The 429-nt window shown below is 64.1% G+C and carries 1 protein-coding gene; it reads left to right on the forward strand.

The window, feature by feature from the left end; translation table 11 throughout:
* Positions 1-35: 35 nt before the first annotated feature.
* The coding region (locus tag EOA27_RS40030; RefSeq protein ID WP_145970974.1) for a MaoC family dehydratase at positions 36-429 on the forward strand (394 nt) is incomplete at its 3' end.

Here is a 429-nt window from a genome sequence, read left to right on the forward strand (position 1 = left end):
GTCGGGAGATAGGCAAAAGTGACGGGAAAGCCGGAATGACCGAACCACGGCGGAGAACGCCGCCGACTTTTGAACAGTTGCGCACAATGTCCGGGCAGGAGCTCGGCGTGTCCGATTGGACGACGGTCGACCAGCGACGCATCGACCAGTTCGCCGAGTGCACGGGCGACCATCAGTGGATCCATGTCGATCCCGAGCGGGCAAAGCGGCAGAGCCCGTTCCGCACCACGATCGCGCATGGCTATCTGACCCTGTCGATCATCGGCGCGCTGGCGCTGGAGATGGGCATCGTGCCGGAAAACACGCAAGCCGCCTTCAACTACGGCTTCGACAAGGTGCGCTTCCTGGCGCCGGTCAAGGCCGGGGCGCGCATCAGGCTGCGCACGACGCTGCTTTCCATGGAGGATCGCGGCCCCGGCCAGTATCTTA

This window comes from Mesorhizobium sp. M2A.F.Ca.ET.037.01.1.1 (assembly GCF_003998075.1).
Lineage (GTDB): Bacteria > Pseudomonadota > Alphaproteobacteria > Rhizobiales > Rhizobiaceae > Mesorhizobium.